Source organism: Mucilaginibacter xinganensis (assembly GCF_002257585.1).
Lineage (GTDB): Bacteria > Bacteroidota > Bacteroidia > Sphingobacteriales > Sphingobacteriaceae > Mucilaginibacter > Mucilaginibacter xinganensis.
This window is the reverse complement of record NZ_CP022743.1, coordinates 4,422,692-4,445,119: the sequence shown is the minus strand read 5'-3', so window position 1 is coordinate 4,445,119 and position 22,428 is coordinate 4,422,692. Positions and strand designations below refer to the sequence as shown.

The 22,428-nt window shown below is 41.3% G+C and carries 20 protein-coding genes; 6 read left to right on the top strand and 14 right to left on the bottom strand.

What is annotated here, in order from left to right:
- Nucleotides 1-7: 7 nt before the first annotated feature.
- Together dxs and MuYL_RS19420 are read right to left on the bottom strand one after the other, a co-directional pair.
- The gene (dxs, locus tag MuYL_RS19425) at nt 8-1,936 is read right to left on the bottom strand and encodes a 1-deoxy-D-xylulose-5-phosphate synthase (RefSeq protein WP_094572137.1); all 1,929 of its coding nucleotides are present in this window, start codon (nt 1,934-1,936) and stop codon (nt 8-10) included.
- Nucleotides 1,937-2,100: 164 nt separating this feature from the next.
- On the bottom strand, nt 2,101-2,913 hold the full coding sequence (locus tag MuYL_RS19420; RefSeq protein ID WP_094572136.1) for a hypothetical protein: 813 nt from the start codon (nt 2,911-2,913) through the stop codon (nt 2,101-2,103).
- Between the two features lie 181 nt (nt 2,914-3,094).
- Here MuYL_RS19420 and MuYL_RS19415 point away from each other — a divergent pair, with 181 nt between their 5' ends.
- From MuYL_RS19415 to MuYL_RS19405, 3 genes are all read left to right on the top strand, one after another.
- A complete protein-coding gene (locus MuYL_RS19415) occupies nt 3,095-3,853 on the top strand; it encodes a segregation and condensation protein A (RefSeq protein WP_094572135.1) in 759 nt (252 codons plus the stop codon).
- A 117-nt stretch (nt 3,854-3,970) separates the two neighbouring features.
- Nucleotides 3,971-5,263 carry a serine hydroxymethyltransferase gene (gene glyA, locus MuYL_RS19410; protein WP_094572134.1) on the top strand — a complete coding sequence of 431 codons (1,293 nt, stop codon included), beginning with the start codon at nt 3,971-3,973 and terminating at the stop codon, nt 5,261-5,263.
- A gap of 150 nt (nt 5,264-5,413) precedes the next feature.
- A complete protein-coding gene (locus MuYL_RS19405; RefSeq protein ID WP_157740980.1) occupies nt 5,414-5,806 on the top strand; it encodes a response regulator in 393 nt (130 codons plus the stop codon).
- A 37-nt stretch (nt 5,807-5,843) separates the two neighbouring features.
- Here the strand turns inward: MuYL_RS19405 and MuYL_RS19400 are convergent, their stop codons facing one another.
- The 12 genes from MuYL_RS19400 to MuYL_RS19345 form a co-directional block, all read right to left on the bottom strand.
- Entirely contained in the window at nt 5,844-6,542 is a 699-nt protein-coding gene (locus MuYL_RS19400; RefSeq protein ID WP_094572132.1) for a ComF family protein, read from the bottom strand.
- Nucleotides 6,543-6,628: 86 nt separating this feature from the next.
- Nucleotides 6,629-8,029 (bottom strand): lytic transglycosylase domain-containing protein, encoded by a 1,401-nt coding sequence (locus MuYL_RS19395; protein ID WP_094572131.1) that lies wholly within the window; start codon nt 8,027-8,029, stop codon nt 6,629-6,631.
- A 56-nt stretch (nt 8,030-8,085) separates the two neighbouring features.
- Nucleotides 8,086-9,510, bottom strand: a complete 1,425-nt coding sequence (gene gatA, locus MuYL_RS19390; RefSeq protein WP_094572130.1) for an Asp-tRNA(Asn)/Glu-tRNA(Gln) amidotransferase subunit GatA — start codon at nt 9,508-9,510, stop codon at nt 8,086-8,088.
- 111 nt (nt 9,511-9,621) lie between these two features.
- The gene (gene tatA / locus MuYL_RS19385) at nt 9,622-9,816 is read right to left on the bottom strand and encodes a twin-arginine translocase TatA/TatE family subunit (protein ID WP_094572129.1); all 195 of its coding nucleotides are present in this window, start codon (nt 9,814-9,816) and stop codon (nt 9,622-9,624) included.
- Between the two features lie 35 nt (nt 9,817-9,851).
- Nucleotides 9,852-10,334: a Sec-independent protein translocase subunit TatA/TatB gene (locus tag MuYL_RS19380; RefSeq protein ID WP_094572128.1), complete on the bottom strand. Its 483-nt coding sequence runs from the start codon at nt 10,332-10,334 to the stop codon at nt 9,852-9,854.
- Nucleotides 10,335-10,388: 54 nt separating this feature from the next.
- The gene (locus tag MuYL_RS19375; protein WP_094572127.1) at nt 10,389-11,693 is read right to left on the bottom strand and encodes a murein hydrolase activator EnvC family protein; all 1,305 of its coding nucleotides are present in this window, start codon (nt 11,691-11,693) and stop codon (nt 10,389-10,391) included.
- A gap of 14 nt (nt 11,694-11,707) precedes the next feature.
- A complete protein-coding gene (locus MuYL_RS19370) occupies nt 11,708-12,547 on the bottom strand; it encodes a DUF4292 domain-containing protein (protein ID WP_094572126.1) in 840 nt (279 codons plus the stop codon).
- Nucleotides 12,525-14,306, bottom strand: a complete 1,782-nt coding sequence (locus MuYL_RS19365; RefSeq protein WP_094572125.1) for a tetratricopeptide repeat protein — start codon at nt 14,304-14,306, stop codon at nt 12,525-12,527. Before MuYL_RS19365 ends, MuYL_RS19370 begins: the two co-directional genes overlap by 23 nt.
- A gap of 50 nt (nt 14,307-14,356) precedes the next feature.
- Nucleotides 14,357-14,788: a dUTP diphosphatase gene (gene dut / locus MuYL_RS19360; protein WP_094572124.1), complete on the bottom strand. Its 432-nt coding sequence runs from the start codon at nt 14,786-14,788 to the stop codon at nt 14,357-14,359.
- On the bottom strand, nt 14,785-16,290 hold the full coding sequence (locus MuYL_RS19355; RefSeq protein WP_170309771.1) for a lipopolysaccharide biosynthesis protein: 1,506 nt from the start codon (nt 16,288-16,290) through the stop codon (nt 14,785-14,787). Before MuYL_RS19355 ends, dut begins: the two co-directional genes overlap by 4 nt.
- A 33-nt stretch (nt 16,291-16,323) precedes the next feature.
- Nucleotides 16,324-16,602, bottom strand: coding sequence for an acylphosphatase (locus tag MuYL_RS19350; RefSeq protein ID WP_094572123.1), 279 nt, complete (start codon nt 16,600-16,602; stop codon nt 16,324-16,326).
- Nucleotides 16,603-16,721: 119 nt separating this feature from the next.
- Nucleotides 16,722-17,897 (bottom strand): amidohydrolase family protein, encoded by a 1,176-nt coding sequence (locus MuYL_RS19345; protein WP_094572122.1) that lies wholly within the window; start codon nt 17,895-17,897, stop codon nt 16,722-16,724.
- Nucleotides 17,898-18,035: 138 nt separating this feature from the next.
- Here MuYL_RS19345 and rlmN point away from each other — a divergent pair, with 138 nt between their 5' ends.
- The 3 genes from rlmN to ruvA all read left to right on the top strand — a co-directional run bounded on the left by rlmN (nt 18,036) and on the right by ruvA (nt 22,411).
- Nucleotides 18,036-19,094: a 23S rRNA (adenine(2503)-C(2))-methyltransferase RlmN gene (rlmN, locus tag MuYL_RS19340; protein WP_394338971.1), complete on the top strand. Its 1,059-nt coding sequence runs from the start codon at nt 18,036-18,038 to the stop codon at nt 19,092-19,094.
- A gap of 225 nt (nt 19,095-19,319) precedes the next feature.
- On the top strand, nt 19,320-21,614 hold the full coding sequence (locus MuYL_RS19335) for an NADP-dependent malic enzyme (protein WP_094572121.1): 2,295 nt from the start codon (nt 19,320-19,322) through the stop codon (nt 21,612-21,614).
- Nucleotides 21,615-21,829: 215 nt separating this feature from the next.
- Nucleotides 21,830-22,411, top strand: a complete 582-nt coding sequence (ruvA, locus tag MuYL_RS19330) for a Holliday junction branch migration protein RuvA (protein WP_094572120.1) — start codon at nt 21,830-21,832, stop codon at nt 22,409-22,411.
- Nucleotides 22,412-22,428 lie beyond the last annotated feature (17 nt).

Sequence of the window (22,428 nt, the reverse complement as noted above, 5' to 3'; positions counted from 1 at the left end):
GCTCCTTTTATGAAGCTATAATATGTTTGTTCTGCTTCATACCCATGTTTTTCACCTGCATGGTTATGCTTTGCGCGTCGTAACCACATTCAGCCCACAGTTCCGGTTGTTCGCCATGTTCTATGATCTGGTCCGGGATGCCTAAACGCACTACTTCACAGTTATATTTATTATCAGCCATAAATTCAAGCACAGCGCTGCCCATCCCGCCTTCAAGGCATCCATCTTCAACAGTAATGACTTTATTGAATTTTTGGAACACTTCATGTAATAAAGCCTGATCCAAAGGTTTTACAAAGCGCAGATCGTAGTGTGCCGGGTAATAGCCTTCATCATTTAATTCGGCAGTTGCTTTTACAGCTTCATTACCAATGGTACCTATAGACAGGATGGCAATTTCTTCACCATCACATATTTTACGCCCTTTACCAACTTTAATAGCTTTTAACGGGCGTTGCCAGTCAACCATAACACCGTTACCGCGTGGGTATCGTATCACAAACGGCCCCATGTCATCATGCTGGGCAGTAAACATCAGGTTACGTAACTCTTCTTCGTTCATCGGTGCCGACACCGTCATGTTTGGTATGCAGCGCATAAAAGCAATATCATAAGCACCATGATGTGTTGGGCCGTCTGCACCGGCTAAACCTGCCCTGTCAAGGCAAAATACTACGTTAAGGTTTTGTATAGCTACATCATGTATCACCTGGTCATAAGCCCTTTGCATAAAGCTGGAGTAGATGTTGCAAAAAGGGATCAACCCCTGCGAAGCCAGGCCTGCCGAAAATGTTACCGCATGCTGTTCAGCAATGCCCACGTCAAAGGCGCGGTTAGGCATAGCTTTCATCATGAGGTTTAACGAACAACCAGAAGGCATAGCAGGTGTTATACCCATTATCTTAGGGTTTTGCTCGGCAAGCTCAATAATGGTGTGCCCAAACACATCCTGGTATTTTGGCGGCTGTGGTTTATCTGATTTTGATTTTTTTATTTCGCCTGTGATTTTATCAAACAAGCCGGGAGCGTGCCATTTGGTTTGGTCTTTTTCTGCCAAAGCATATCCCTTGCCTTTCACGGTAACGCAATGTAAAAGTTTGGGGCCGGGAATATCCCGCAGGTCACGTAACACTTTAACCAGGTGTTCTACATCATGCCCGTCAATAGGGCCAAAATACCTGAATTTAAGTGCTTCAAAAAAGTTGCTCTTTTTAAGGAGCGTGCCTTTGATGCTCTTTTCAAGTTTCTGGGCTATTTTAAAAGCATCGGGTCCAATGGCTGAGATCTTTGCAAGCACACTTGCTATATCATCCCTGAAACGATTATAAGGTTTTGATGTAGTAATATCAGTTAAATATTCCTTCAAAGCCCCAACGTTCGGGTCTATGGACATGTTGTTATCATTCAATATTACCAGCAGGTTGGAGTTTTCTATCCCCGCGTGGTTCAATGCTTCAAATGCCATCCCCGCTGTCATTGAACCATCGCCTATTACGGCCACGTGTTGCCGGTCCGTCTCGCCTTTATATTGCGACGCTACTGCCATGCCCAGGGCGGCAGATATTGATGTTGACGAATGGCCAACGCCAAAGGTGTCAAAAATACTTTCTGAACGTTTTGGGAAACCGCTTATGCCTCCATGTACCCTGTTGGTATGGAAGCTATCTCTGCGGCCGGTTAATATTTTATGGCCATAAGCCTGGTGGCCAACATCCCACACCAACTGGTCGTACGGTGTGTTTAACACATATTGGAGTGCAACGGTTAACTCAACCACCCCTAAGCTGGCTGCAAAGTGGCCGCCATTTACCGAAACAACGTCAATAATATATTGGCGCAACTCCTGGCAAACCTGCTTCAGTTCGTCCTCTTTAAGCTGTTTTAAATCTGCTGGGGTATTTATTTTTTGAAGTAAATTGCCTGCTGGTACCTGCATTTAAGTCCTTAGATATTTAACATACAAAGTACGGCAATTTATTGTAAATTAAATGATAAAGTTTTTGAATAATTAATAAATATTATCCGGGCGACCTTCACAAAACACATAACCTGTATTCCTATACCATAATTAACGAGCCAATATTAAGCAGGCCTTTTCAATTAGAGAACAGTAACAGACCGTGTTAGCAGGTCAACGAGGTAGGTCTTGCTTTGCCCGTTTATATTCAGGCTCGCTTTGTGATTTCCTAAAAATGTGATTGTGCCTGATGTGTTTACTTCGGTTACAACTGTTTCGCCGAAATGCATATAACTGGTTGTACTTGTAAATTCGGCTGCGCCGGTAATAATATCGGCTTTGCCATCTGAAAAGTCAACCTTAAGCCCGTTTAATTTATAACTATTGAAATTATAATCATATCCTACAGAAAAACCATCGCGGTAAATAAGGTTGTTTGTGGCAGATGTTATGCTGCCGTTTGTTGAAACTACCTTATAGGTAGTATCCAAAGCCTGCACCGCATAATCCTGAGTTGATATGAAACTGTTTTTAAATAACCCGGATGTTGCTAATGTAACCAAACTATCGCGTACCATATAGCCATCGGGCCTGCCGGTAGTGCAAGTGTTAACAAATTTAAAATTACCGATAAACGTTTTAGCAGTATCGCCGGCTTTTATTTTATTGTTGTAGCTGGTATCAATTGTGAAGCCACATAGCGGAACTTTCCTGAATAGAACCTGCCCTTTATGGTTTGTGGTTATGTTTGACTGGGTTTTTAACCCGTCGTTTATGTTGGTACCGCCGTACTCGCCTGTTAATCCCTGCATCAGGTTTAAAGCTATCTGTTTGCTAACGGCACTGTAATCCGTTGCCGGTACTGGAGCAGGGTTGTTTACGGATTTTTTACAGGATAAAAAATAGAAAGCGATAGCAGTAGTAAAGAGTAAAAAGCGGGTACAGCTTAATTTCATGTTAGTATTATCGTAAATTGGATAAGTGGTTGCTGCCGGGGATAACCCTTCGCCACAGCCAGCACTTATACTCCGCCGGGAATTTTTTTGTTGCTCTTTTTAGATTTATTTTTATCGATGACGCTGCATTACAACAATTTCAAGCTTTACAACTCTTAAAAATTAGTCTATTTTTGATGCAATGACGGCCGAAGAAAATTTTGAAATAAAATTGCCCCAGTTTGAGGGCCCCTTCGACCTGTTACTGTTTTTTATTGAACGGGACGAGCTGGAGATTCATGATATTCCCATTGCCAGGATCACCGATGATTTTTTAAACTACATTCACCAAATGACCAGCCTTAACATGGAGCTGGCCAGCGAGTTTATTATTGTAGCTGCTTCACTAATGCGTATTAAAGCTAAAATGCTGCTGCCCCGATACGACGCAGATGCAGAAGGCAACGAGGCTGACACCAAAGAGGATCTGATACGCAAGCTGATAGAATATAAAAAGTTTAAAGAGATTTGCGAGACGCTTCATCCGCTGGAAAACGAGCGGTTTATGCAGGAAAAGCGCGGAAATATAAAATTCGATATTGAGCAAACCGAGGCTATAGTGCAGCCCGGCGAGGAGCTATCCGAACTTAACCTTTACAAACTGATGCTGGTTTACGGCCGGCTGGTAAAAAGATACCAAACTCGCAGCGAAGAAGTTACACATACAGTAGTGCAATATCCCTATACTATAGAACAACAGAAAAAAGCCATCGGCGATTTGCTGCGGATCAACAAGATGATGGATTTTAAAGCCATTGCGGGCAACTCTGAAAATAAGGTGCATTTTGTATATAATTTTTTAGCTGTGCTGGAGATGCTGCAGCAGGAATTGATTGATATTAAGGTAGGGCTGGGGTATAATAATTTCTGGATCTCGGCAAAGCCGGAGATTGAAGGTTAGTGACTCAGATTAAGTTTCAGCGCAGTATTGGCCTTTGATATTGAGTGTTAAAAACCTGATCTCTAACCCCCAATCTCTAATCTCTTTTTCCTAACTTAGCGGCGTTTAATAATCACAATGAAAAGAGATAAATTAATTTTTAAACTGTTAGATGAGGAGCAAGAGCGCCAGGAAGAAGGCATCGAGCTAATTGCATCTGAAAATTTTGTAAGCAGGCAGGTTATGGAAGCTGCCGGATCTGTAGCTACCAATAAATACGCAGAGGGCTTACCCGGTAAGCGTTATTATGGTGGTTGCCAGGTGGTTGATGAAATTGAAACAATAGCTATTGAACGGGCTAAACAATTGTTTAACGCCGAATGGGCAAACGTACAACCGCACTCTGGTGCACAGGCAAATGCAGCAGTTATGCTGGCAGTTTTACAGCCGGGCGATAAAATTTTAGGCTTTGATTTGTCTCATGGTGGTCACTTAACCCATGGTTCGCCGGTAAATTTTTCAGGTAAATTATATGAGCCTCATTTTTATGGGGTTAAAAAAGAAACGGGTTTAGTTGATTACGATCTGCTAAAAAAGGTTGCGTTAGAACAAAAACCAAAATTGATCATTTGTGGAGCTTCGGCTTACTCACGTGATTGGGATTATGAATTCATTCGTAAAGTGGCTGATGAAGTTGGTGCCCTGGTATTGGCTGATATCTCTCACCCGGCAGGCCTTATAGCACGTGGTTTATTGAACGATCCGCTTCCGCATTGCCATATTGTTACTACAACAACTCACAAAACGCTACGTGGCCCGCGTGGCGGTATGATCCTTTTAGGGAAGGATTTTGAAAACCCATGGGGACTTAAAACACCAAAAGGGGAGATCAGGATGATGTCTTCTTTATTGGATATGGCAGTTTTCCCAGGTACCCAGGGTGGTCCGCTGGAACACATCATTGCTGCTAAGGCTATAGCCTTTGGCGAAGCTTTGAGCGACGATTATATGAGGTACATTGTACAGGTAAAGAAAAATGGCGCAGCAATGGCAAAGGCGCTTACCCAAAGGGGATACGAAATTGTGTCGGGCGGTACTGATAACCACCTGATCTTAATAGACCTGCGTAATAAAAATATTACCGGGAAAGCTGCGGAAAATGCTCTGGTCGCCGCTGATATTACCGTGAATAAAAACATGGTGCCTTATGATGATAAGTCGCCGTTTGTTACTTCTGGTATCCGTGTTGGAACAGCTGCAATTTCGACCCGCGGGATGAAAGAAAAGCAAATGGAAGATATTGTTGAATTGATAGACAATGTCATCAGCGATCCTGAAAATGAGGAAAACTTAAAAAAGGTTCGTAAAAAAGTGCACAAGCTGATGCATGATTATCCGCTTTATCGTACAAAACACACTGAAATAGACTAAGTTACTTCCTCATGCCTAAGTGCTGCCCCGGTGCTTAGGTATGCAATGTTAACTAATAGAGAATTTTGCTGTATTTATGATAATAATCATAACCTTTTACGTGTTGTAACGTATAAAGCACATGATTCACAAATACTAAATTTGAAAAAATTGGAAAATGAATTAAATGTAAATGTGCTGGTTGTAGATGATAACAATATCAACAGGCTTTTATTAAATAAGGTGTTAACCAAATGGGGTGCCCATGCTGATTTTGCGGAAAATGGTCTGCAGGCCGTTGAGAAAATCACAAATAACCATAACTATGATGTTGTTTTGATGGATGTTTATATGCCTGAAATGGGGGGCATTGAAGCTACACAGTTGATCCGCTCAAAACAGGAAGCATATTTTCAGCAACTTCCTATCATCGCCCTCACCGCATCAATGCTAAGCAGCGAAAGAAATGAAATAGAGGATGCCGGAATGAATGACTTCATCCTGAAACCATTTGAGCCCAAAAGCCTGTTCGAAAAGTTAAGCGCTTACCAGAAAGTTAAATAGGGGTAACTGAACCGCGCCAACCACCGAGTTTAAATTTCTACTCCGCATAAGCAATTGTTGCAATACTAAGCTTTAATCCTTCAATTTTAAGAAGTTGTTGGCCGCAGGCCTCCAGTGTTGATCCGGTAGTGATGACATCATCAACCAGCAAAATATGTTTGTTTTTTAGCTTTTCGGGATTTTTTATCTCGAAAACATCCTGCATATTCTCAAACCTGGCAAAACGCGATTTGTGGGTTTGCGTTAATGTTGCTTTTGCCCTTATCAAATTATTTTCTTCAACAACGGCGTTTAGTTTTGGTGCCAGGCCGTAGGCGAAGCACGCGCTTTGGTTATAGCCACGCTGTTTTAAGCGTTTTGTATGCAGTGGAACGGGAATTATAAAATCGACTGTATTAAAAACTTCTGTTTTTGCTAATTGCCCCGCAGCTATGCTTCCAAGCAGGTTGCCTATTTGCTGCATCCCGTTATATTTAAACTGGTGCATCAGATTTTGGATCTTGCCGCCTTTGGTGAAATAAAAAAGTGCGAAGGCTGCAGTTGTATTTATTTTCCCCCAAAACTGGCGGGCAACTATATTGTCGGACTGTAAGTGGAAATTTGTATAAGGTAGATTATAATGACAATCGGTGCAGATCAAATACTCGTTAGCAACCAGGCTTTCACGGCAGGCAGCACAAAGTTCCGGAAAAAGCAGTGATACAAAATCGGCCAGGTAACTGCGTTGCAATTTCATACCTCAATCTACAAAAACAGGATATAACCACCAAGTATCAGAAAAAAATAAATCAGATCCCTGTATTTTATCTTGCTTTTTTTGCTTTACCCTTTGTTGATCTTAATCATCATTCCCGGTTGTAAACTTCCCTTTTTTAGACCGTTCAATTCTCTGATCTTTTCAACGGATGCGTCGAATTTTGAAGCTATTCCACTAAGCGTGTCTCCGCTTTTTACTTTGTAGGTAACATAATTACGGCTGCTTTTTGTTACTTGCTTTTCTTCTGGTTCATCGGCAGATTCTTTTACTTTAAGCCTTTGCCCAACTTGGGCCTTGTTGCTGTGTAAATGGTTCCAAACTTTAAGGTCCTGTATTTCTACCCCGAAATTATCAGCAATATCTCTTAGTGTTTCGCCCCTTCGTACCTTATGGTATGAGGGTGTATGTTCAACTTTAACTTCGTGGTATGTAGCATATACTGGCTGTGGTGCCGGTCCTTGAAGGGCTGAATTGTTCAACGTTTCATACAGTGCAGCATATTGCGCTTTGTCTATCTGCGGAATGATCATCCGGCGGGGCGCTTTAGCTGTGCCGTTTATAATCTGCCTTTTATACGAAGGATTTAAAATGGTTAGCTGGGCAAGATCAAGCTTCAGCGATTGCGCAACGGCGCTTAAAGGCAGGTATTTGTTGACTAAAATGGTATCAGTTTTTAAAGCGAAACTGCATGCTTGCGGCACAATATTATGTTTATTAGCATAATTCATTAAATACGCCACTGCTATGAATGCAGGCACGTAGCCACGCGTTTCATTGGGGAGGTACTGGCGAACAGACCAGAAATCAGTAGCGCCACCTGCTTTTTCAATAGCGCGCTCCACATTGCTTTTACCGCAATTATAGGACGCGATGGCCAAAAGCCAGTCGCCAAACTCCTGGTAAGCATCTTTTAAGTAGGCTGCCGCTGCGTAACTTGCCTGTATAGGGTCGCGGCGTTCATCTACATAGTCATCCATGTTTAAACCATAAAGCTTTGCAGTGGTAAACATAAACTGCCATGGCCCGGTAGCACCCACCCTTGATACCGCGTAAGGGTCAAGCTTTGATTCAACAATAGATAAATATTTTATTTCATCAGGAATCCCTGCATCATGAAAAGCCTTTTCATAAATAGGGAAGTAATATTTTGTTAAACCCAACACACGGCCCATTTCATCGCGGTTTCGCATGTAAATGTCAATATAACTTGCTACGTATTCGTTGTAATCAAGCGGAATGTCTTTTTTGATTGAATCTAACCGGCGCTTGTAAATGTTGCTTTGGCTGGTTAAAGGTGCAGGCTGGTTGACTACCGGAACAATGATGGTGTCTGCTGGTATTTTCTTATAGTCATGAATCAGTCTTGAATTTTGCGGTAAAGCAGTTGAAGCAAAGAAAGAGCGAGATGTCGCCTTAACTAATTGTAATGACAGTAAACAGAAGATCAGCGTAAGTGTTCTCTTCATTCTTTAGGATTTAACTTAGCGAAATAATCAGGATATTTTACTAATATATAAACTTTCTATAGTTCAAGGAAATATTTAGAAAAATTTAATAACTCCTGTTCATCAAAATGTTTGGTCAGCAGTTGTAATCCTAACGGTAATCCTCTGCTATTATTGCCCGCAGGTAATGAAATAGCAGGTGCTCCTGTTAATGAGGCCTGCACAGTAAAAATATCTGAAAGGTACGTTACAACCGGATCTTTTTCCTGCTTACCTATGGCAAAAGCCGGTTCGGGAGCTGTAGGTACCAAAATAAAATCATACTCCTGCAAAATTGCATCCGTTTTCTCCCTTATCAGGCGGCGAACTTTTTGCGCTTTTGCGAAATAGGCGTCATAATAGCCTGCACTAAGTACAAAAGTGCCCAGCATTATACGGCGTTTAACCTCTTTGCCGAACCCTTCGGAGCGTGATTTTTTATAGGTTGACGACAGATCGGTGGCTGCGGGACTACGATAGCCGTAATGTACGCCATCATAGCGGGAAAGATTTGAAGATGCTTCGGCCATAGCCAGCACATAATAGGTCGGCACCATGTAATCCAGATGATCAAAGGCTATGGGTTTCACTGTATGGCCTTCGGCGCGCAACTTTTCGATATAAGTTACCAGCGTGTTCTTAACGTCAGCATCAACGCCGGGGCTCGACAAGGCTTCCTGCAAATAGGCTATCTTTTTTTTACCGGGAGCCTTGATGTTTTTGCTGAATTCCGCAACTTCATTATTCGCCAAAGTGCCGTCATACTCATCAGGTCCTGCCATAACTTCAAGTAAAAGCGCCGCGTCCTCTACTGATCGTGTGATTGGGCCAACCTGATCAAACGAGGAAGCGTAAGCAATTATACCATGCCTTGAAATACGTCCGTATGTTGGCTTTAAGCCAACCAGTCCGCAAAAAGCGGCCGGCTGCCTAACGGAGCCGCCGGTATCTGTACCAATTGCAGCGTGACACATATTTGCCTGCACAGCAACCGCCGAGCCACCTGATGAACCGCCGGAAACCCTGGTTTCGTCGGCAAAGTTTTTTACGTGGCCAAAATATGAATTTTCATTAGCGGCACCCATCGCAAATTCATCGCAATTGCAGCGGCCAATTATAACCGCGTCTTCTGCCAGTAAGCGCTCAACAATGGTTGACGTATAAACCGAAGTAAAATCTTTTAAAATTTTAGAGGAGGCACTCACTTTGTGCCCTTTGTAGCAAATGTTATCTTTTATTGCAATAACCATACCGGCCAGTTTGCCGGCGATTCCTTGCTTAATTCGGGCGTCTATCTTTTTTGCTTCTTCAAGGGCTTCAGCCGCAAATACTTCGTTGAAAGCATTTAAGCGCGCGTTTTCTGTAATGTTGCCGATATAACCTTCTACCAGTTTTAGGACCGTAATTTTTCCAATTGCAATCTCATTCTTTATCTCGTTTAACGAGGTATAAGACTTAGTCATGGGGCTAAAATAAAAAACTTATCCGTTGAATGTATAAATAATCAACAGATAAGTTTATAAATATAAAACATTAAAAGAGCCACTGCCGGATTTGCCGGCCTGGTTTACAACTTAAACTTTTGGTTTTTCTTCAGTATTGGTTGTTGACCCTGAAGTTGTTGTGCTGCTTTCGCCGTTTTGTGCATCCTTGAATTCTTTCATGCCTTTACCTAAACCTTTCATTAGTTCAGGAATTTTTTTACCGCCAAACAGTATTAAAATTGCAATGATGATCAGAATAATTTCTGGTGCGCCTAATCCACCCATGATTTTGTTTGTTTAATTATGATTTAATATTCTTATTATGTGTTTTTTGTTGTTCCGGATGATTCGTGTTGCGGTTCAGCCGGATGTTGTATTGCATCTTCGTGGCTCACTGTAGCATCAATTTCGCCAGCAGCCGGTCTCTTGTGCAAATCAATAGGCGTTTCGGAAACAGGATGTTCTACAGCCGAAAAATAACTGTCGCTCACCGGTATTGTATTTTCAACCGGGGCAAAACCTTCAGGATGCGCGGGGAGTTCACCCTTTGCTGTTTCTTCCTGAATTTTTGTAGCTTCTTCGGTTAAACGGGTCTCTTCCCTTTTTTCTTCGTAGCTATTTATCTGGTTGTTTATCTCGCGTTTAACGCCCTCTGAAGCATCTTTAAAATCACGGATGCCTTTCCCTAGTCCACGTGCAATTTCAGGTAGTTTCTCACCGCCAAAAAGTAACAGCGCAGCAAATACAATAAGTATCATTTCGGATGAACCGATATTCAAAAATCCCAATACTAAATTATGCATACGGATTATAATTAGCCTGCAAATATAGGCAATTTAAAATTTATAAAATTAAAACTAATTTGGCGCCAGCCATATTTTCGGATTAACAGGGTTTGTTCCCTTATATAACGAAAAACTTACAATAGCGTCACCAGTTGATGAATCAGTAGCTACCGTTCCTATAACCTGTTTGGTTGTTACCTTTTGCCCTGCTCTAACCGTTACAGATTTAAGGTTGGAGTATGCGGTAAAATATTCACCATGTTTAATTACCACCAGGTATGTGCCACTTACATCTTTAACATTTGAAACTTCACCCTGGAATACCGCCCTAACCGAAGCCCCTGCGTTTGTCTTAATATCCCATCCCAGGCTTTCATTTTTTATCCGGGTTTCATCATAGTAAATTCCAAAGCCCTGCTTAACACTTCCGTTAGCAACCGGCCATGGCAATGATCCACGATTGTCCAAAAAGTCGCTTGATAACTTGGCGGCTTCCGGTGTTGCATTTAAAACCTCGCTGTTTGACGAGTTTTTGTTGATCGTTCTCACTTTAGGGGTAGCTACTTCCCTGTTTTCGGCTTTAGCTTTTGCGGCAGCCGCAGCAGCGGCCCTGGCGGCAGCTCTGGCTTCTTCTTCGGCCTTGCGCCTTGCTTCTTCAATTTCCCGGCGAATGGTAGCTGCAATTTCTTTGTTTTTCTTTGCTATTTTTTTCTGAATGTCCTGTTGCTGTTGTTTCAGTAACCCCTCGTGCTTTGAAAGATCAGCAACAACCTGCACCTGTGCGTTTTTTTCGTCTCCCAGCGTCTTTTTTTCTTTTTCCTGATCTACAAGCAGGTTGTTTTTCTCCTTTTTGTTTTTATCCAGTTCGTTTATTTTAACATGCAGTTCAGTTTGTGTTTCCTGGATATAGTTGGCTTGCCGTTCACGGTAAGTACCTATCTGCTGTAAGTATTTTAAACGTTTATAAGCCTGGTTAAAGTCTTTGGAAGCAAAAATAAACATCAGCTTATTATAAGCGCTCTGGTTACGGTAAGTGAACAAAACCATCGCTGCGTACTCCTTCTTTAACTGGTCTAGCTGACTTTGCAGGTTACGAACAGAATGATTGCTTTCCGAGATCTGGTTATCCAGGTTGCGAACCTCAGAATTGATATTACTGATCTTTTGTTCCCGGATGTTAATTTGCTGTTTTAATAAATTAAGCTGTTTTAAAGTAGTCTTTTTATTGCTGGCAGTCTCTTGGTATTCGCGGTTAAGCTGTTCCAGTTGCTGTGTCAATGCTTCACGCTGGCGTTTTAAATCGGCACTGGTTTGTGCATGTACGCTAAACGCAGCAAAAACTAAAACTAAAAAAAATACTGCTTTAAAAATTCTCATTCTTTATAATATTATTACTCCGCTTGTTGATACCTGGAAGGGATGCTAAACGGATATTCAAGCGGCTGATCATAGTCTGCTTTTGTATAATGCAAATTAAGCTGTATTTTTTTATCTTTTACTACCGATGCCATATCTATTTGCGATGGCATTATCCTGTTTGTAGCCTGTATAAAAGCACTGTTAGTTACCAGTAAGGTTTGTGCCGCAGCCGGATTACCCAAATTGGTTTGGGTAGCTTTCATATCCGGGCCTAAAATTAGTTTATAAACAACGTCGTTTAAGTTACCTGTCAAAGTAGTGCTTCCCGCCGCCGAAACTAAATTGGAATTTTCCGTTAGCAATTCAGGTATGGCGTTACCGATTAGTAATGATTCAAGTGTTTTATAATTAACCTGCTTGCCTGCAAATTTATTAATGTAGCTAAAAGGTTTGCGCACATACAAGCTTTGAAGCCGGTTTACCAGCAGTATACTGTCAGGCGTAATCAACGCCCTTGCAACTTCAATACCCGCAATGGCAGTAACCGACACCCATATCTTATGATCGCGCTGGATCCGGATATTAAGCGTAACGTCATTGCTGCTGCCGCTAATATCAAGTTTGGTTTTAGCCTTGCCCGAAAATGTGTTGAAATTGGTTTGTTTAGTTTTAATAATAGCCAATGTAGCTCCCTTGGTATTAACTGGCTTTGCAACCACGGCACTATCAACCGCTACCCTTTTTACCAAAACCTGTTTACGGCTTTTACAGCTAAAAACAAGCAGCAAGCCGCAAATTGCTATCAATTTTATATAAACCGCCAGTCTATGGCTTTTCGTATATAAAATATTATTCAATGTATTTCTTTCCATTTATTTTTTGTTCCAATAGCGGCGACTTATCGCCTTTTTCCTTAGCTTTTTTCCAGTTCTCTACTGCCTCGTCCACATTACCCAGGTAAAACAATATATCTCCGTAATGTTCTATTTTTCCGCCGCTTTTATTGGCATCATCAGCTAATGCTTTGTCTATCCATACTTTAGCGCCCTTGAAATCTTTTTGTTTAAACAAGATCCAGGCATAAGTATCTTCAAACGAAGCATTTTTTGCCTGCAATTCGTTTGAATGTTTTGACATTTTTTCTGCCTTGTCAAGGTACTCACCTCTTAATGACAAATAATAGGCATAGTTATTTAGTGTAAAAGCGTTGTCTGGATTATAGGTTAAAGCTTTGTCATAAGCTTCATCCGAGCTTTTGTTATCTTTCAGATCGTGATAACAATCGCCAATTGCCGAATAACTTTGTGAAAGTAGGTCCTTATCCTGAAGTTCTAATGAAGTTGCATTTTTTAGGTAATCCAGCGCCTTTTTATACTCCTTCTTCTGCATCCGGGCCACGCCAACCAGGTAATTCATCCATGCCTGGTTTGGAAACAGCGAAAGTGAGTTTTCCCCATCTTTTATGGCGGCATCAATATCATTATCACCCAAATCAATGCGTACCAACTGTTCCTGTACATCATAAACCTGGCTGTTTAGGGTTACAGATTTTTGATACATTGTCTTTGCGTCTTTAAGTTTTTCGTTTTGCAGCAGCATATCGCCATATATTGCAAAAGCTTTGGCATCGGCAGGGTGAGCAATAGTAAGTATGCGGCTCAACTCAAGCGCGCTGGCCCTGGCATTAGGGTCAGGAAACCGGGGCAGATAACCCAAAACAATTTTTATTTTTTGTTCAATATCCAGTTCGGGAATAGCGAATGCAAGCGTAAGCTGTTTATAGCTAGCTTCAATATCTTTTTTATCACGGTAACTATCGGCAAGGGCCAAATGCACCAGGCCGCTGTTCGGCTTTATCTTTTCAGCAGTTTGTAAAACTTTAAGGGCCTTATCTGAAAAATTATTTGAACTGTATAACTGCGCCAGGAACAGATAATATTTTATTTGGTTAGGATCCGTGGCAATCATTTGCTCCAACTGTTTTGCCGCCAGTTCAACTTTGCCTTGTTTAAGGTATATTTTTTGCCTGTTAGCCAACAGATCATCCGTGGGCCCGCTTAACTCTTCAATTTTATCATAAACTTTTAAAGCATCGTCGTAGCGGTTTTGATAATAAAATGCGTTCGCTTTATCGTAGTAATAATCAGTTTTGTCCGGGTTGATCCTTATGAGCTCATTAAACACATTTTCAAGCTTATCAATGCTATTGTTCTTTTCGTAGCATTCGGCCAAAGCATTCCAGTACCATTCGTTATCAGGGTTAACCGTTACCGCCTTTTCAAGTAGCATCTGGGCTTCGGCATAATTGCTTTTTGATTTTTTTATGAGAGCCAGTTCGTACAACGAGGCATCATTTGCAGGGTCTATCCGGGTAACCTTTTCGAAAAGCTCGGAAGCAAGTGTGTTGTTTTCAATAGTTTTTGCAGACAGGGCCGAGAAGAAGATCTGCTTTACCATTGCGCTGTCGGTATAGGTCATCGGTTTTGCGGCAACAATCACTATTTTTTTATCCTGACCACATGCTTTTTGAGTGAGAAATAAGCAGCAGGACACAAGTATCAAGCTAGCGCAGGTAAGCTGCAACTTATTGCTATTACCGGTATTTTTTTCGCTTGCTTGTATGTTGCTCATTTCCAATCTTATTCTTTTTTGGTTGCTGACTATAAAAACCTTGATCTTAATTAAACGCCTGTATGTCCGTAGCCGCCTGCTCCCCTCGCGGTTTCGTTTAAAACTTCAACGGTGTCCCAGCTCACTTTCTCGTGGCGGGCAACCACCATTTGTGCTATCCTGTCGCCGGTGTTTATCTCAAACGGTTGATCGGAAAAATTAATAAGCAGCACTTTAATTTCGCCCCGATAATCAGCATCAATGGTACCCGGTGAGTTAACTATTCCTATTCCATGCTTAAACGCAAGCCCGCTGCGCGGACGGATCTGCGCCTCAAATCCTTCTGGTAATTCAATAGATAACCCTGTTGGGACTAATTTACGCTCCATTGGTTTAAGCGTAATAATTTCCTCCAGGTCGGCACGCAGGTCCATACCGGCGGCATGAAGCGTCTCGTACGCCGGTAAACTGTTCTTTGATCTGTTTATTATTTTGATGTTCATCGCTTGCTAAAAATAGCTTTTAATTCTTTTCCTTCTGCAATGTAAGCGCCGGTTACAAACAATAATAACAGGGCGTTACCTGCAAATATATTACGTTTAAATACACAGAAAGATAAATAAACGAATACAACTGAAATAATAATATAACTTATGTTCTTTTTTAAGTTATATGGAATAGGGTAATTTTTCTGGCCCCATAAGTAAGATAATATCATCATGGTTGCGTAGGCTGTTAATGAGATCCAGGCTGACGCCATATAACCATAGTCGGGGATGAATATTAAGTTTAATACAATGGTAAGGATAGCCCCCACGCCGGATATATAAAGACCGTATTTAGTTTGGTCAGATAGTTTATACCATACGGAAAGATTCATATAAATACCCAAACTTACATATCCAAAAAGCAATATGGGCACTACCCGTAACCCTGACCAATACAAAGCTGTTTGGGTAGTATCCTTTCCTTTTATAAAATATTTAAGCAAATCAATATTAGCTACCAGCGCCACAAATATTAAGCAAACTGCTATAACAAAGTAGTTCATTATACGGGCATATGTCTGGCTGGCATTCTTATTATTGGCGTGACTAAAGAAGAATGGCTCTGCGCCTAGTCTAAAGGCATTAACAAATATGCTAAGGAATATAGATATTTTGGCGCAAGCTACATAAATGCCTACCTGGGTAGCACTTTCTTTTACAGGGAGCAATTTGCCTAACAATATTTTATCCAGGTTTTCATTAATAAGGAATGAAAAATTAGCGATGAGAACAGGCCAGCTGTAAAGTAACATCTCGGCGAATAAGGCCCGGCTAAACTTAGGCCTCAGTTGTGCCAACTCAGGCAGTAACATCAATAATGTTGCTATGCTGGCAATAAGGTTTGACAAAAATACATAGCCAAGCCAGCCCTTTTTAAACCATGGCGTAATTAAGGCAGTGCCGGGCAAATTATGGCTGACTACATAAGGTAACACATAAATAAACGCGAGGTTAAGCCCGACAAAAATTATGATGTTTAATAATTTGATTTTACCATAATGGCCCGGGCGTCCATCTGCCCTTATTTTAGCAAAAGGAATTACACAGAGCGCATCAATTACCAAAATCCCAATAAAATACCTGGTGTATTGCACATATTCGGTAAAAGGTGTGTTAGGATCAATCTGAATCCAGCCGGTAATTAAACCACTTAACGGAAAAGTAATTAAAAGGAAAACTACTGATACCGCAAGTATAGCACCGAAAGCGTTGTTATATACAACATCTTTATCGCCAGATTTTTTATTAAGGTACCTGAAAAAAGTGGTTTCCATCCCAAACGCGAGCAATGCGTTAAGCATAGAAGCATAGCTGTACATGTTGCCGAATATGCCATACACTTTGGTAGAATATGCGCGGGTGTAAACCGGCGTAAGGAAAAAGTTAAGTACCCTGCCGGCTATGGTACTTAAACCATATAAGGCTGTTTGACCGGCAAATTTTTTAGCTGTTGACAATACTTAAAGGATATTAATTTTAAAAAGCAATTGTTAGCGGCTCTTTTTTACAATCTCAAAATTACGATAGTTTTTCAGTTCACCTTCATTGGTTTCAATGGAGGTTATTGTTGCATGCTCAGAGCCTTCATTGCACCACTCCAGAAACATTTCGAGCGAAAGGCTATCACCTTCAGCTTCTATAGTAACATCGCCGTTAAGTTCATTTTTTACAAAGCCTTTTACGCTAAGCTGGTCGGCAACGGCTTTTGCCGCCGCCCGCAACGAAACGCCTTGTACAGTGCCTTTTATAATTATATCGAGGTGTTTCATTTTGGTTGTGCTGAGTTGTAAGGGATAAATTAGTTTAAGATTGCAAAGTTAATAAGATTTGCTTTGCCCCTATGGATAAGTTTCGGGAACTATCAAACGTTACAACAATTACGGGTTCGCTAAGCTAATTTCTTTACCTTGGTTTCCGGTGTTATTTTCTGCCCGTCGAGGCCGGTTATCAGATTTAAGCCAGGAGTTTTGCCGGGCTCAATGGTGCCTTTTTCGTCATCAATGCCTAAATATTTTGCACCGTTAAGGGTTCCCCATTCTATTAATTGTTTTGTTGTTATGGATGGGAATTTTTCTTGTATGGTACGCATTTCACTTAAAATACACAACTTATTGTTTGACGCAAGGCTATCAGTACCAAGTGTAATATCATATCCCTGCCCTATAAACAGTTCTATTTTAGGTAAAACACCCTCAATATAAAGATTTGCATTAGGGCAAAAACAGAAATGAACTTTTTGGTCGAACCGTTTTAGGAAATAGATATCTTTTAAGTTGGTGCAGGTGTTGTGTACCAGCAAAATGTCCTGCCTGGTAGTAAGCAAAGGCAATATAGACTGTAGCGAATTACGGGCCTGCGGCTTAAAATAGGAAATGTCTATGCCGAAACGTGCGTACAGTTCATTAAAACTACCCAGTTTATACCTGTAAAACTTGTTTTCGTCTTCGCACTCCTGGTTATGAATACTGATTAGATTATGGCCGTTATCGCAATGCTTTTGGATCAGCCTAAATAGCTCCTTTGATACCGAGTAGGGAGCATGTGGTGTTATGGAGCAGGGCTGTGGTTTAAATTCATTAAGCAGTGAAAGAGCATTGTTAAATACTTCGGTGGCCCTGTCAGGCAAAAAGCCAAATGTTTCAATAAAACTATGATAGTATAATTTGCTATTTGCCTTAACGGGGATTGTGCTATTGGTATTTGAAATATCGCCCACGGCTACAATACCGTTCTCATGCATCTCTAAATCGGCTTGTTCAGCCGCTTCCAGCACCCTGGCATGATCAGCCCCCCGGCTTTTTTGAATATCAATAATAAAATTAACCAGCCCTGTACGGCGGTCAATTTTTCCCTTTAAATGGGAGAGTTCTACATGGCAATGTGTGTTAACAAACCCGGGACATATGATACCACTAACCTGTTCAACAGGGGCATTAAATGTTTCCGGTAATAAATTAGGATCAATAACGGATATTATTTTCCCAAAGTCATCAACAGTCACTATTCCATTTTTAATTGGATCGGCACAAACAGGATAAACGTAATCGGCTTTAAAACTTTTCATTCAAGTATTGCTAACACTTCTCGCATTTATTAAACTAATCCAACCACAATTAATTACATTAACTTTTAGTTATTGTTTTTTAAATATAAAGGAAGTTAATAAAAAAAAGATATTTTTTTTATTTTGTACCTTTGCACCGTGATTGATACAAAAGAAAAAATAGATATCCGAAGCCTTGATCTGCAAGCTTTACAGGAACATTTTGTCCAAATGGACGAAAAAGGGTTCAGAGCAAAGCAGGTTTATGAATGGCTTTGGAAAAAATCTTGCTTTTCTTTCGACGAGATGAGTAATATTTCAAAAGAACTTCGCGCCAAACTTAATGAGAATTTTATTATCAACAACGTTAAAATTCATAATTCACAGTTTAGCGCAGATAAAACTATAAAAAATTCTTTTATTTTACACGATACTCATTTAATTGAAGGTGTTCTGATCCCTACTCTCGGGCGAATGACTGCATGTGTATCATCACAGGTAGGGTGCAGTTTAACCTGTAAATTTTGTGCGACGGGTTACATGGAGCGTAAACGCAACCTAAATCCGGATGAAATTTATGACCAGGTTGTTTTAATTGATAAGCAGGCAAGAGAAAACTATGGCATCCCGCTATCGAATATTGTGTACATGGGCATGGGCGAACCCCTGCTGAATTACAAGAATGTACTGGAGTCGGTTGAAAAGATAACTTCGGAAGAAGGGCTTAACATGGCGGCAAAAAGAATAACCGTTTCAACAGCAGGAATCGCTAAGATGATCAAGAAGCTGGGCGACGATCAGGTGAAATTTAACCTTGCCCTGTCATTACACGCAGCCAATGATGCCAAGCGGAACACGATAATGCCTATTAATGAGCAAAATTCGCTAAAAGCATTGGCCGAGGCTTTGAAGTATTATTATGCTAAAACCAAAAACCCGGTTACTTACGAATATATTATTTTTGATGGTTTTAATGACAATATTGAAGATGCTGCCGAATTGGCGCAATTTTGCAGGCACCTCCCATGTAAGGTAAATATTATTGAATATAACCCCATTTCGATGGCTGCATTTATTAATGCCGGCGAAGATAAGGTTGAGGCTTTTGCCGACTACCTGAAAAAACAAGGTGTTAATACACATTTACGCCGTAGCCGGGGTAAAGATATTGATGCTGCTTGCGGACAGTTGGCTATAAAGGAAGAGGCGAAGGCTTAAGACACCAGGAATTTTTAAGAAAGATATAATGTGAGGTGTTTTGCGAAAGTGGAGCACCTTTTTTGATTCCGAGAACCGGGACAATTGATTGTAAAACGATTTAGGATACAATTATTTTTTTTTTATTTAACTAATCGCCAATCTCCTTAAATAGCCTCAAAATCGAACTTTCGAAACCCTAAATCAAAATAATCCTTACTTTTGCACTCCAGTAACTGAGAGAAGATGAACAAACCCACCCGTAACCAGGATGCGTTAAACTACCATTCAAAAGGCCGTCCCGGAAAAATACAGGTAATACCTACCAAGCCCACCAATTCACAACGCGATTTAAGTATGGCTTACTCGCCGGGCGTTGCAGAACCATGTTTACGTATCGCAGATAACGTTGATGACGTTTATAAATACACCGCAAAGGGTAACCTGGTTGGTGTAATTACAAACGGGACAGCAGTGCTCGGGTTGGGCAATATTGGCCCTGAAGCAAGCAAGCCGGTTATGGAAGGTAAGGGTTTATTGTTTAAAATTTATGCCGATATTGATGTTTTTGACCTTGAAGTTAACGCCAAAACTGTTGATGAATTTGTAAGCATTGTAAAAGCCCTTGAGCCTACTTTTGGCGGGATAAACCTGGAAGATATTTCTGCCCCCACCTGTTTTGAAATTGAACGCCGGTTAAAAGCGGAAATGAAGATCCCGGTGATGCACGATGACCAGCATGGCACGGCAATCATATCCGGTGCGGCATTGATCAACGCCTGCGAGATTCAGGGCAAAAAGCTCGACAAAATAAAAATGGTGGTGAATGGCGCCGGTGCCGCGGCTGTTTCCTGCTCAAAAATGTACCTGGCACTTGGGGTCAAAAAAGAAAACCTGGTGATGTTTGATGTGAACGGTTTAATTACCCCCGTCCGAACTGATCTGGATGATATAAGGCTTGAATTTGCCACCACCCGTAAAGATGCTAAGACACTCGCAGAGGCAATGAAAGATGCTGATGTATTTGTTGGATTGTCTGCAGGGAATGTGGTTACACCGGATATGCTGAAGTCAATGGCGAAAAATCCTGTTGTTTTTGCAATGGCTAATCCTACTCCGGAAATAGCTTATGACCTTGCCGTAAACGCGCGCAAGGATATAATAATGGCTACCGGCCGGTCTGATTTTCCGAACCAGGTAAACAATGTTTTAGGGTTCCCGTATATTTTCAGGGGGGCGCTGGATGTGCGCGCTACTGCCATTAACGAGGAGATGAAGATAGCTGCGGTTAAGGCGATAGCTGACATGGCAAAAAAGCCAATTCCCGAGGCTGTTAACCTGGCCTATAACACAACTAACCTTAAATTCGGTAGGGATTATATTATCCCAAAACCGATGGACCCGCGGTTAATTACCGAGGTGTCTTCAGCCGTTGCAAGGGCTGCTATGGAGTCGGGTGTTGCCCGTAAAGCCATCACAGATTGGGATGCCTATACGGAAGAACTAAGGTCGCGGATAGGGATCAATGATAAGCTGTTGCGTAACCTTACCAATAAAGCCAAGTCAAACCCTAAACGCATAGTTTTCGCTGAAGCGGATACCTATAAAATTTTAAGGGCTGCCCAAATAGTAAAAGAAGAAGGTATAGCCACGCCTATCCTGCTTGGTAATGTCAGCAAGATTAGGCAGATAATGAAAGAGTACGATATAGAGTTGGGCGATGTTCAAATTATCGATCCGTTAGAGAACTGTGAGCGGATGGATGAATATGCTGAATATCTGTACAACAAAAGGCGGCGCAAAGGGGTATCGGTTTATGAGTCGAAGAAGCTAATGCACGACCGTAATTATTACGGTGCGTGTATGGTGCAGTTTGGCGAGGCCGATGCTTTAATCTCGGGGCTGACTAAGGATTATGTTACCACCATTAAACCTGCCCTGCAAGTGATAGGTACCGGCGATGGCGTTAGCCGTGTAGCGGGTATGTACATGATGATTACAAAAAAGGGGCCCGTATTTTTTGGTGATACTACCGTAAACGTAAACCCGTCAACACAGGACCTGGTAGACATTACTGTGCTGATTGAAAGATCAGTGAGGAAATTTAATATCGACCCGAGGGTGGCTATTCTTTCCTACTCGAATTTTGGGTCCAATCACGGGCCGATTCCGGAGAAAACTATGGATGCTGTTCGCATTTTACATGAAAAATACCCCAATATGATAGTTGATGGGGATATGCAGGCTAATTTTGCTTTAAATGCTGAACTGCTTGCCGATAACTTTCCTTTTTCAACCCTGAATGGCAAGCCTGCGAATACGCTGATATTTCCAAACCTCGAGTCGGGTAACATTGCGTACAAATTATTGCAGGAAATTGGCGGTGCCGAAGCTGTTGGTCCTATATTACTCGGACTGAAAAAGCCAGTGCACGTATTGCAGTTGGGAAGCTCGGTTCGGGAAATCGTGAACATGATTACCATTGCGGTGGTTGATGCCCAGGAAAAAGGAGATGAAGAGGTGAAAAGCAAAAAAAAATAACCGCCGGAAAATAAAGTATTGCAAAAGGTATTAAATGAGCGCTTTAAGCCGCCCTTTTGATATCGGTTGTTCCTTGCTCGATTTTTTTAAAACTTAAGCCTTTTACTTTTTACCTTTACGATAAATTGTTTAAAGAAATAAACCTTATTCTGTCAAAAACCTGTTACCTTTCACCTTTCATTTTTTAATTGAAAAATGGAACTATCTGATAAATTATGTACGCCTATATTGACGGTAAATTAGTTTTTAAAAGCGCTGCTTTTGTGGTGATTGATGCAGGTGGGGTAGGCTATCACATCAATATTTCACTGAATACTTATTCAAAAATTGGAAGCGGCGAGCGCTGCAAGCTTTTTACCTGGTTGCATGTAAAGGAAGATAGCCATACTTTGTATGGTTTTGTTGATGAAGGTGAGCGGCGTTTGTTCCTGCATCTTATCTCTATTTCAGGCATCGGGCCCAATACGGGCCGGATGATGTTGTCATCAATTACGCCGGAGGAAATCCGGGATGCGATCATATCCGGTAATGTTGCATTGATCCAGCGCATAAAAGGGATCGGCCCGAAATCAGCGCAGCGGGTTATCCTTGAACTACAGGATAAGTTGCGTAAAGAGGGTTCAGATACGTTAAGTACAGTGCCTTTAAATAAAACAGTACGCGAAGAAGCGTTGTCTGCGCTGGTTATGCTGGGTTTTGTCCGAAATTCAGTTGAAAAGGTACTAGATAATGAAATAAGCAAAAATAATGATTTAACTGTCGAACAGTTGATTAAATCTGCCCTAAAAGCTTTATAATTACGTTAATTTTTTAC

Coding starts and splice junctions, on each gene's coding strand:
- dxs (WP_094572137.1), bottom strand. CDS start 1,936: ATGCAGGTACCAGCAGGCAATTTACTTCAAAAAATAAATACCCCAGCA.
- MuYL_RS19420 (WP_094572136.1), bottom strand. CDS start 2,913: ATGAAATTAAGCTGTACCCGCTTTTTACTCTTTACTACTGCTATCGCT.
- MuYL_RS19415 (WP_094572135.1), top strand. CDS start 3,095: ATGACGGCCGAAGAAAATTTTGAAATAAAATTGCCCCAGTTTGAGGGC.
- glyA (WP_094572134.1), top strand. CDS start 3,971: ATGAAAAGAGATAAATTAATTTTTAAACTGTTAGATGAGGAGCAAGAG.
- MuYL_RS19400 (WP_094572132.1), bottom strand. CDS start 6,542: ATGAAATTGCAACGCAGTTACCTGGCCGATTTTGTATCACTGCTTTTT.
- MuYL_RS19395 (WP_094572131.1), bottom strand. CDS start 8,029: ATGAAGAGAACACTTACGCTGATCTTCTGTTTACTGTCATTACAATTA.
- gatA (WP_094572130.1), bottom strand. CDS start 9,510: ATGACTAAGTCTTATACCTCGTTAAACGAGATAAAGAATGAGATTGCA.
- tatA (WP_094572129.1), bottom strand. CDS start 9,816: ATGGGTGGATTAGGCGCACCAGAAATTATTCTGATCATCATTGCAATT.
- MuYL_RS19380 (WP_094572128.1), bottom strand. CDS start 10,334: ATGCATAATTTAGTATTGGGATTTTTGAATATCGGTTCATCCGAAATG.
- MuYL_RS19375 (WP_094572127.1), bottom strand. CDS start 11,693: ATGAGAATTTTTAAAGCAGTATTTTTTTTAGTTTTAGTTTTTGCTGCG.
- MuYL_RS19370 (WP_094572126.1), bottom strand. CDS start 12,547: ATGGAAAGAAATACATTGAATAATATTTTATATACGAAAAGCCATAGA.
- MuYL_RS19365 (WP_094572125.1), bottom strand. CDS start 14,306: ATGAGCAACATACAAGCAAGCGAAAAAAATACCGGTAATAGCAATAAG.
- dut (WP_094572124.1), bottom strand. CDS start 14,788: ATGAACATCAAAATAATAAACAGATCAAAGAACAGTTTACCGGCGTAC.
- MuYL_RS19350 (WP_094572123.1), bottom strand. CDS start 16,602: ATGAAACACCTCGATATAATTATAAAAGGCACTGTACAAGGCGTTTCG.
- MuYL_RS19345 (WP_094572122.1), bottom strand. CDS start 17,897: ATGAAAAGTTTTAAAGCCGATTACGTTTATCCTGTTTGTGCCGATCCA.
- MuYL_RS19335 (WP_094572121.1), top strand. CDS start 19,320: ATGAACAAACCCACCCGTAACCAGGATGCGTTAAACTACCATTCAAAA.
- ruvA (WP_094572120.1), top strand. CDS start 21,830: ATGTACGCCTATATTGACGGTAAATTAGTTTTTAAAAGCGCTGCTTTT.